Below are 9,515 nucleotides of genomic sequence, written 5' to 3'. Positions count from 1 at the left end.
CATGGTGACCGTGTACCGGACAGCCTGGGGCAAGCGCTTTGGTCAGCGCCTGCGTGCTGCTGGCAAGGCAAAGAAACTGATCATCGGCGCCATGATGCGCAAGCTGGTGCACGTGGCATTCGGCGTGCTCAGGTCGGGAAAAATATTTGATCCGACCTTGCACGCCGCTTGACGGGGATAACAGTATCTACCCTTTTAATCCTTCAGCCTCGACAACCAATCCGCCGCCGCCGCCAGCGCCAGTTCCAGTTCCTGCGCCGCGTGCGCCAGCAGCGCCGGCACCTCGTCCAGGCGCCCCGCATCGATGGCTTCCTCGGTGGCGAACGCGGCGCGGATCAGGCGTTTCGTGCCCAGGGTGCCCACGGAGCCGCGCACGCTGTGCAGGATGCGCGCCACGTCGCTGTGGCGGCCGGCCTGCAACGCCGCTTCTGCGTCGCGCACGGGCGTCATGCCCTTGTTCAGCGCGTCTTCGACCATGCGCCGCAGCACGCCGCGCCCCTTCGCGTCGCGTCCCATCACGCGCATCAGCGGCGCCATGGAAAACACTTCCTCATCGGCGACGCGCGCCGGTTCGGCCGCCTGCACTGGCGGGCGCTTGGGCAGGTGGCGCAGGATGACTTCCATCATCTCTTCCACCACGACGGGCTTGGCGATGAAATCGCTGATGCCGGCCGTCATGCAGCGCTCGCGTTCGGACGCCAGCACGCCGGCCGTCATGGCGATCACGGGCAGGCTCAGGCGCAGTTCCGTGCGGATGATGTGGGTGGCGCTGAAGCCGTCCATGACGGGCATCTGCATGTCCATCAGCACGATGTCGTAGCGCAGCGCTTCCGTGCGCAGCCGCTCCACGGCCTGCAAGCCGTCGCCCACCACGTCCAGGGTGGCGCCCATGTGTTCGAGGATGCCGCGCGCCACGGCCTGGTTCAAATGATTGTCTTCCACCAGCAGGAAATGCACGCCGGCCAGTTCCGTGCCCAGCGGCTGGTGCAGGATGCGCTGCTCGCCGCCGTCGTTCTTCGTGATCAGCGCCTGGTGCAGGGCGTCGAACAGGCTCGATCCCGTGATCGGTTTCATCAGCACGACGTCGGCCTCGGCCGCGCTGGAGATTTCCTCGAGGTGATTGCGGGCGAAGGCGTTGACCATCACCACGATGGGCTGGCGCTGGCCGCTGGCCGCCTGGCGGATGGCCTTGGCCGTGGCCAGGCCGTCCATGACGGGCATGTGCCAGTCGGCCAGCACGACATCGTACGGTTGCTGCTGCGCCAGGCGCTCGCGGTACAGTTCGATGGCGGCAAAGCCGGAGTCCACTTCGTCGGCCAGCCAGCCCCACGCCTCGATCAGTTTCACGATCAGTTCGCGCGTGGTGCGGTTGTCGTCGGCCACCAGCAGGCGCAGCTGTCCCAGCGCCGGCGTGCGCCGCGTTTCGGCCGGTTGCGCCAGCATCTCGAAGGGCACGCTGAACCAGAAGCGGCTGCCCTTGCCTTCGCTGCTGGCGACGGCGATGTCGCCGCCCATCATGTGGATCAGCTGCTTGCTGATGGCCAGGCCCAGGCCCGTGCCGCCGAAGCGCCGCGTGATGCTCTGGTCGCCCTGCGAAAACGCGGCAAACAGCTGCTGTTGCTGCAATTCCGTCATGCCGATGCCCGTGTCGCGCACTTCGAAGCGCAGCCAGGCGCGGCCGTTTTCGCTTTCGGCCAGGCTGACGGCCACCACCACTTCGCCGTTCTCGGTAAATTTGATGGCATTGCCGGCCAGGTTGACGAGAATCTGCTGCAGGCGCTGGGCGTCGCCCACGAGGCGCCGCGGCACGTCGGGCTCGACGGCGATGGCCAGTTCCAGCTCCTTTTCGCCCGCATTCATCGTCATCGTCGTGGCCAGGGTATTCATGACTTCGTCGAGGTCGAATTCGACGGGCGACAATTCCATGCGGCGCGCCTCGATCTTCGAATAGTCGAGCACGTCGTTGAGGATGCCCAGCAGCGACTGGCCCGCCACGCGCACCATGGTCAGATACTTGCGCTGTTCCGTATCGAGCTTGGTATTGCCCAGCAAATACACCATGCCCAGCACGGCATTGAGGGGCGTGCGGATTTCATGGCTCATGTTGGCCACGAAATCGCTCTTCGCGCGGTTGGCCGCCTCGGCCCGGTCGCGCTCCTGCTCCAGCTCGGCCGCGCGCGATTCGAGTTCCTGCTGCAGGCGGTCGCGTTCGCTCATCAGGCCGTTGAACGCTTCCGTCAGTTCGCCGATCTCGTCGCGCTGCCGCACCGGCACGGGGGTGAAACGGCTGCCGCTGGTGCGCAGGGCCAGCAGGGTGTCGCGCAAACGCACCAGCGGCGACAGCAGGCGCACGGTGACCCAGCCCAGAACGGCAGCGGCCAGCAGCGAGGCGAGGATGCTCCACAGCACCAGCCGGTACAGCACGCCGTCGAACGGTTCGAAGGCGTCGTCGACGGGCAGCGAGGCGGCCAGCAGCCAGTTCACCGATTTCAGGCGCTTGAAGCTGTTGACGGCCGTGACGCCGCGGCTGTTGGTGCTGACCATGCTGCCTTCGCCATCTTCCTTCAATAGCTGGGTGGTGGTCGGGTTGGCGTTCGGCTGGCGCGGCTGCAACAAGCGGCTGGTATCGGGGTACAGCACGTAGCGCGGCACGGCGCCGCGCGTGAGGATGAAGTAATAGCCGCTCTTGCCGATCTTTTCCGTGCGCAGACGTCCCAGCAGATTGTCCTTGTACAGGCGCAGCACGCCGATCACCACGCCGGCCACCTGGCCATCGGCGGCCAGCACGGGCGCCACCATCTGCACGATGGGCATGCCGCTCGACTTGCCCAGCATGGGTTCCGTGATCATGGGCTGGCGCGTGCGCAGGACGGTCTGGAAATACTCGCGCTCGGCGACGTTGATGCCGGCGCGCCCCGCCACTTCCGGCATGTCGGCCACGACAGCGCCCTGCGCATCGAGCACCAGCACGTCGTCGAACAGCACCAGCATCGAGCGGCGCGAATAGTATTCGCGCAATTGGGCCGGCTGGGCGATCAATTCCGGCGGCTGCTGCCTGGCCGTCAGGGTGACGATCTGCAGCAGCATGCCCAGTTTGTCGTCGAGCTCGGCTGCGGTGCGGCTGATCAGGGAAGACTGCTGGCTCAGCAGTACTCGCGTGAAGTCGTCGCGCATGTGCCGCACCTGGATCATGGTGACCAGCGCGATCATGGCGATCGAGGTCAGGCTGGTGGCCAGCGCGACTTTTGCTTTGATGCCGAGAGGCTTCATGATTTCCTTTTCAGTACCGGGCGGCACAGGCGGCAGATAATGCTGTTAGGAATTTTCCTATCAATACATCAACTTGGCAAGCGGCACCGCGCAAATGCCCCTCCCCGCATGGGCTTGTGACGATGTTGCCATATAATTAAAGGCTGGACGTCGTTTATTCGCCGAAATTACCGTGAAATTGGCACACGGCAACCCTGTATGCAGTAAACTTGTTGTTGCATTTTCTAAAAGGTACCGACATGACTGAAGCGCTACTCACTCCAACCTTGCCCACAGTAACCGTGGAAGCGTTGCGTGCGCGATGCTCGACCTGCAGCATGCATCAATTGTGCCTGCCGATGGGCCTCGATGTGGGCGACATGGACAGGCTGGACCAGATCATCGGCCGCCGCCGCAAGATCGTGCGCGGCGCCTCGCTGTTCCGCATCGGCGACTCGTTCCAGAACCTGTACGCGATCCGCCTGGGACACTTCAAGACCTATCAGATCAATCCCGGTGGCGAAGAGCAGGTGACGGGTTTCCAGATGGCCGGCGAACTGCTGGGCATGGACGCCATCAGCGCCGACCGCCACCACTGTAATGCGGTGGCGCTGGAAGACAGCGAAGTGTGTGAAATCCCGTTTTCCAGCCTGGAACAATTGCTGGGCAATATGCCGACCCTGCTGCGTCATTTCCACCGCATGATGAGCCAGGAAATCACGCGCGAGCAAAGTGTCATGCTGTTGCTGGGCAATATGCAGGCGACGCAGCGTTTTGCCGCCTTCATCGTCAACCTGGCGTCGCGCTACGAGGCGCGCGGCTATTCGGGCAGCAATTTCCAGCTGCGCATGTCGCGCGAGGAAATCGGCAACTACCTGGGCCTGACCATCGAGAGCGTCAGCCGTTTATTGTCGAAATTCAAGAAGGAAGGCTGGCTGCGCGTGTCGAACCGCGAGATCGAGATCTTGCAGCCTGCCAAGCTGAAAGCCATTACGGCAGGCACGGACGTGTGTAAATAAGCTTTATAGCTCTTCATCCGCGCGCAGCGCGATGCTGCGTTGCACGGGCCAGGTCCAGATGCCGGACAGGCGCCACTCGCGCTTGTCGTTTTCCACCAGCACCTGCCAGCGGCTGCGCTCGAGCATCGGCAGGGCGACCGAGAAATTGCCGGCCGCATCGGGCCGCACCAGCAGCTTGATATCCTTTTCCGGCAGGGTCGCATGCGCCAGGTGCAGGAGCAAAGGAGCCTGATAGGCCTTGCCGAAGCTGTGCACGGAGCCGCTCAGGCGCGCCTGCGCCACGTCATACGACAGGCTCGTATCCATGGCCAGGTCGCTGGCGATCGTGTCGCGCTTCAAATCCTGGTTGATCGCCTTGCCCTGCTTGTAATAATCGCCCACCACCAGCGCGTCGGGCTGCGTAAACGCGATATAGCCCATGAAGCTGCCGACGACCACGGACAGGCCGGGGCCGATCATCAGCAGCCATGGCCAGCGGTGCTTGTACCACGGGGCAACGGGGGCTTGCAGTTTCAGACTGTCGGACATTTTGTTCTCCTTGGGGTCAGGCCCTTTGGGTCTGTCCCCAGCTTTTGCTTCTGGGTTGAAAATACAGTAAACCTACCGCATGTTGAATGCTACCCCTACGGCGAAATACCGGGGTCGGACCCAGAGGGTCCGACCCCGAATCAACATCACCGCGGCACGATGAAGACCGCGCTTTCGCGCACGTGCAGCGACGGGTCGTCCAGCGATTGCAATTCGATCGCAATCTTGTTCGAGCCCTTCTCGCCCACGCCGTGCGGCACGCGCAGGCGGATCGGCCAGCCCAGCGTTTCCGTCGGCTGCAAGGTCACTTCTTCGCGCGTCAGCAAGGTCAGGCCCGGCAAGCCGGAAGCGCTGATCTTGAAATGCTGGCTTTGCTCGGACGTGTTCATGATCTGCAGGCGGTAGACGTTTTCGATCATGCCGTCTTCCACTTCGCGTCCCATTGAACCGCGGTCGCGGATCACGTCCATTTTCAGGGGCGTGCGCAGGGCCAGCGAGGTACATACGGCGATGATGATCAGGGCCAGGATGGACGTGTAGATCAGCACGCGCGGGCGCATGGCGCGCTGGCGGATCTGCTTCGAATTGAAGTTGTTTTCCATCGCATGGTCGGTGCTGTAGCGTATCAGGCCACGCGGCCGCTCGACCTTGTCCATCACGCTGTTGCAGGCATCGACGCAGGCGGCGCAGCCGATGCATTCATACTGCAGGCCGTTGCGGATATCGATGCCGGTCGGACACACCTGCACGCACAGGGTGCAATCGATGCAGTCGCCCAGCTTGTCGTTGTTGCCGGCCTTCTTGCTCATGGCGCCGCGTGGTTCGCCGCGCTTGGCATCGTAGGTGATGATCAGGGTGTCCTGGTCGAACATGGCGCTCTGGAAGCGCGCGTAGGGGCACATGTATTTGCACACCTGTTCGCGCAGCCAGCCCGCGTTGCCGTAGGTTGCCAGGCTGTAGAACAAGACCCAGAACCATTCCCAGGGACCGAAATTGAGGGTGGTCACCTCGCGCGCCAGTTCCTTGATCGGCGTGAAGTAGCCGACAAAGGTAAAGCCCGTCCACAGGGCGATGGCGCCCCATACCAGGTGCTTGGCCGTCTTCTTGAAGGCCTTGCGCACGGACGGGCCCTGCCTGTCGAGGGCCATGCGCGCGCTGCGCGTGCCCTCGATGCGGCGTTCGACCCACAGAAAGATTTCCGTGTATACCGTTTGCGGGCAAGAAAACCCGCACCACACCCGCCCGGCAATGGCCGTGACGAGGAACAACAAATACGCACAGATGATCAGCAGGGCCGCCAGATAGATGAAATCCTGGGGCCACAGCACGACGCCGAAAATGTAGAACTTGCGCGTGGTCAAGTCGAACAGCAGGGCTTGCCTGCCGTTCCAGGTCAACCACGGCAAGCCGTAGAACGCCAGCTGGGTAAGCCATACGCATACCCATCGCCAGGTAGCGTAGCGTCCTTTGGCCTCGCGAGGGTAGATCTGCTCGCGGGCCGCATACATCTTGATGACTTGAGGTTCCATTACATCATTTCACGGGCGTCGGGGAATTCGACAGGCTCCAGACATACGCCGACAGCACGTGTACCTTGGATTCGCCCAGGAAATCGCTGAAGGCCGGCATGGTGTTGTTGCGTCCCTTGCGTACGGTTTCCATGATGGTATCGGCGCTGCCGCCGTACAGCCAGGTCTTGTCCGTCAGGTTCGGTGCGCCCAGCATCTGGTTGCCCTTCGCATCGGCGCCGTGACAGGCCATGCAGGCGCCGAACTTGGCCTTGCCCAGCACGGACTTGACGGGGTCCGAGGTGGAACCGGACAGGCTCAGCACATAATGGGCCACGTTCTCGACATCCGCTTCGGAGCCCAGGGCGGCGCCCATCGGCGGCATCTGGCCATTGCGGCCGTGCAGGATGGTGGTCTTGATGATGTCGGGTTCGCCGCCATACAGCCAGTCCTTGTCCGTCAGGTTGGGGAAGCCCTTGTTGCCGCGCGCATCCGAACCGTGGCATTGCGCGCAGTAGGTCAGGAACAGACGCTGGCCGATGGCCAGTGCCTGCGGATCGGCCGCCACCGTCTTGATGTCCTGGCTCAGGTACTTGTTGAACAAAGGACCGTAGTCGGCTTCCGCCTTCTTCAGTTCTTCCTCGTACTGGCCCGTCGATTTCCAGCCCAGGCTGCCGGCATAGGTGCCCAGGCCCGGATACAGGAACAGGTAAGCCAGCGCGAAGACGATGGTGATGTAGAACAGCCACATCCACCAGCGCGGCATCGGCGTATTGAGTTCCTTCAAGTCCTCGTCCCAGACGTGGCCCGTGGTGCCGTCGGCGGGGGCGCCGGCGGCCACTTTCACTTTCGACTGCGAGTACAGCAGCACGCCGCAGCCGATGATGCCCAGCAGGGACAGCACGACGATGTAGATATTCCAGAAGCCGTTGGTAAAGTCAGCCATGGTTGCGCTCCCCTTGTGCCGGCGCGGCATCGGCCGGATAGTCGAGCGCCTCGTCGGCGAACGGCAGGCGTGCCGCCGCATCGAAGTCGCCATTGCTGCGGCTGAAAGTCCACCACAGGATGCCCACGAACGTCATAAAGGAAACCACCGTCATGACGCTGCTGGCGCTGTCAAACAGGTTTTCGATTGCCATGCTAATTCCTTGTTTTGATTAATGTACCGAGGCCTTGCAGATAGGCGACCAGGGCGTCTTCTTCCGTCTTGTCCTGCAGCTGCGCGGGGCCGGCGGCGATCTCTTCATCGCTGTACGGCTGGCCCAGGCGTTTCAGGGCGCGCATCTTCGGCATGATCTCGTCGGGCACCAGTTTGGTCTTCGCCAGCCATGGATAGGCCGGCATGTTCGACTCGGGCACCACGTCGCGCGGGTTGTTCAAGTGCGTGCGGTGCCATTCATCGCTGTAGCGGGCGCCCACGCGGGCCAGGTCGGGGCCCGTGCGCTTGGAACCCCACTGGAACGGACGGTCGTAGACGAACTCGCCGGCGACCGAATAGTGGCCATAGCGTTCCGTTTCCGCGCGCAGCGGACGCACCATCTGCGAGTGGCAGTTGTAGCAGCCTTCGCGCACGTAGATGTCGCGGCCCGCCAGGCGCAGCGGCGAATACGGCTTCAGGCCGGCGACCGGCTCCGTCGTGCTCTTCTGGAAGAACAGGGGGACGATCTCGACGGCGCCGCCGATGCTGATCACCACCGTGACCAGGGCGATCAGCAGCCAGGGGTTTTTCTCAATCCATGCATGTGAAAATTTCATTTGCTTTTGCTCCTATCAGGCGTGCGCCGCGTTCAGTTCCGGAATGCGGGCGACGGGGAGTTTGCTGCCGCGCAGGGTCATCCAGGTGTTGTAGCCCATGATGCACATACCCGACAGGTACAGCAGGCCACCGGCCACGCGCACCACGTAGTACGGATACGTTGCTTTCACGCTCTCGACAAAGGTGTAGGTCAGGGTGCCGTCCGGATTGACCGCGCGCCACATCAGGCCCTGCATCACGCCGGCGATCCACATGGCGGCGATGTACAGCACGATGCCGATGGTGGCCACCCAGAAGTGCACGTCGACCAGGCGCGTGCTGTGCATCTGCGTGCGGCCAGCCAGGCGCGGCAGCAGGTAGTAGATCGAACCCATGGTGATGAAGCCCACCCAGCCCAGGGCGCCCGCATGCACGTGGGCAACGGTCCAGTCGGTGTAGTGCGACAGCGAGTTGATGGTCTTGATCGACATCATCGGACCTTCGAAGGTGGCGATGCCGTAGAACGACAGCGAGACGATCATGAATTTCAGGATCGGATCGGTGCGCAGCTTGTGCCAGGCGCCCGACAGGGTCATGATGCCGTTGATCATGCCGCCCCAGCTTGGTGCCAGCAGGACCAGCGAGAAGACCATGCCGATCGATTGCGTCCAGTCAGGCAATGCCGTGTAGTGCAGGTGATGCGGGCCCGCCCACATGTAGGTGAAGATCAGCGCCCAGAAGTGGACGATCGACAGACGGTACGAGTACACGGGGCGCTCGGCCTGTTTCGGGATGAAGTAGTAGACCATGCCCAGGTAGCCGGCGGTCAGGATGAAACCCACCGCGTTATGGCCGTACCACCACTGGATCATGGCGTCCTGCACGCCCGCATAGGCGGAATACGACTTGGTGAACGAGGCTGGCATGACGGCGCCATTGACCACGTGCAGAATCGTCACGGCCAGGATGTAGGCGCCGAAGAACCAGTTGGCCACGTAGATGTGCTTGACCTTGCGCTTGATCAAGGTACCGAAGAACACGATGGCGTAGGCGATCCAGACGACGGCGATGAGGATGGCGATAGGCCATTCCAGTTCCGCGTATTCCTTGCCGCGCGTCATGCCCATGGGCAGGGTGACGACGGCGCACAGGATCACGGCTTGCCAGCCCCAGAAGGTGAAGGCGGCCAGTTTGTCGGAAAACAGCCGCACCTGGCAGGTGCGTTGCACGACGTAGTACGAGGTGGCGAACAAGCCGCAGATGCCGAAGGCGAAAATCACCGCATTCGTGTGCAGCGGACGCAAGCGTCCGTATGTCAGCCATGGTATGTCGAGGTTCAGGGCAGGCCAGGCCAGCTGAGCGGCGATGATAACGCCAACCAGCATGCCGATGATGCCCCATACCACAGTAGCGACCGCGAATTGCTTCACGATCTTGTAGTTATAGTTCAGCGATTGATCCACAAAGACTCTCCCT

The 9,515-nt window shown here is 62.6% G+C and carries 8 protein-coding genes and 1 pseudogene; 2 read left to right on the top strand and 7 right to left on the bottom strand.

Going from position 1 to position 9,515, the window contains the following annotated elements; translation table 11 throughout:
- A pseudogene (locus BLU39_RS29110) lies at positions 1-172 on the top strand (IS110 family transposase); the annotation flags it as partial.
- A gap of 23 nt (positions 173-195) precedes the next feature.
- Here the strand turns inward: BLU39_RS29110 and BLU39_RS26895 are convergent.
- Entirely contained in the window at positions 196-3,270 is a 3,075-nt protein-coding gene (locus BLU39_RS26895; protein WP_092719207.1) for a response regulator, read from the bottom strand.
- Positions 3,271-3,509: 239 nt separating this feature from the next.
- Between BLU39_RS26895 and fnr the strand changes: the two genes are divergently transcribed.
- Positions 3,510-4,268: a fumarate/nitrate reduction transcriptional regulator Fnr gene (gene fnr, locus BLU39_RS26890; RefSeq protein ID WP_092719204.1), complete on the top strand. Its 759-nt coding sequence runs from the start codon at positions 3,510-3,512 to the stop codon at positions 4,266-4,268.
- Positions 4,269-4,271: 3 nt separating this feature from the next.
- Here fnr and BLU39_RS26885 read toward each other — a convergent pair whose 3' ends face one another.
- From BLU39_RS26885 to ccoN, 6 genes are all read right to left on the bottom strand, one after another.
- The gene (locus BLU39_RS26885; RefSeq protein WP_092719200.1) at positions 4,272-4,796 is read right to left on the bottom strand and encodes a FixH family protein; all 525 of its coding nucleotides are present in this window, start codon (positions 4,794-4,796) and stop codon (positions 4,272-4,274) included.
- Positions 4,797-4,942: 146 nt separating this feature from the next.
- Complete coding sequence (gene ccoG, locus BLU39_RS26880) at positions 4,943-6,325, bottom strand: cytochrome c oxidase accessory protein CcoG (RefSeq protein WP_092719197.1); 1,383 nt, start codon at positions 6,323-6,325, stop codon at positions 4,943-4,945.
- Between the two features lie 4 nt (positions 6,326-6,329).
- Entirely contained in the window at positions 6,330-7,250 is a 921-nt protein-coding gene (gene ccoP, locus BLU39_RS26875) for a cytochrome-c oxidase, cbb3-type subunit III (protein ID WP_092719194.1), read from the bottom strand.
- Positions 7,243-7,443, bottom strand: a complete 201-nt coding sequence (locus BLU39_RS26870) for a cbb3-type cytochrome oxidase subunit 3 (protein ID WP_070223255.1) — start codon at positions 7,441-7,443, stop codon at positions 7,243-7,245. The genes ccoP and BLU39_RS26870 overlap by 8 nt, the downstream gene beginning before the upstream one ends.
- A 1-nt stretch (position 7,444) precedes the next feature.
- Positions 7,445-8,059: a cytochrome-c oxidase, cbb3-type subunit II gene (gene ccoO, locus BLU39_RS26865; protein WP_092719191.1), complete on the bottom strand. Its 615-nt coding sequence runs from the start codon at positions 8,057-8,059 to the stop codon at positions 7,445-7,447.
- A gap of 15 nt (positions 8,060-8,074) precedes the next feature.
- Positions 8,075-9,502, bottom strand: coding sequence for a cytochrome-c oxidase, cbb3-type subunit I (gene ccoN / locus BLU39_RS26860; protein WP_034752511.1), 1,428 nt, complete (start codon positions 9,500-9,502; stop codon positions 8,075-8,077).
- Positions 9,503-9,515 lie beyond the last annotated feature (13 nt).

Origin of the sequence: Janthinobacterium sp. OK676, from assembly GCF_900103595.1 — a bacterium.
GTDB lineage: Bacteria > Pseudomonadota > Gammaproteobacteria > Burkholderiales > Burkholderiaceae_D > Janthinobacterium.
This window is presented reverse-complemented; position numbering and strand designations above follow the sequence as displayed.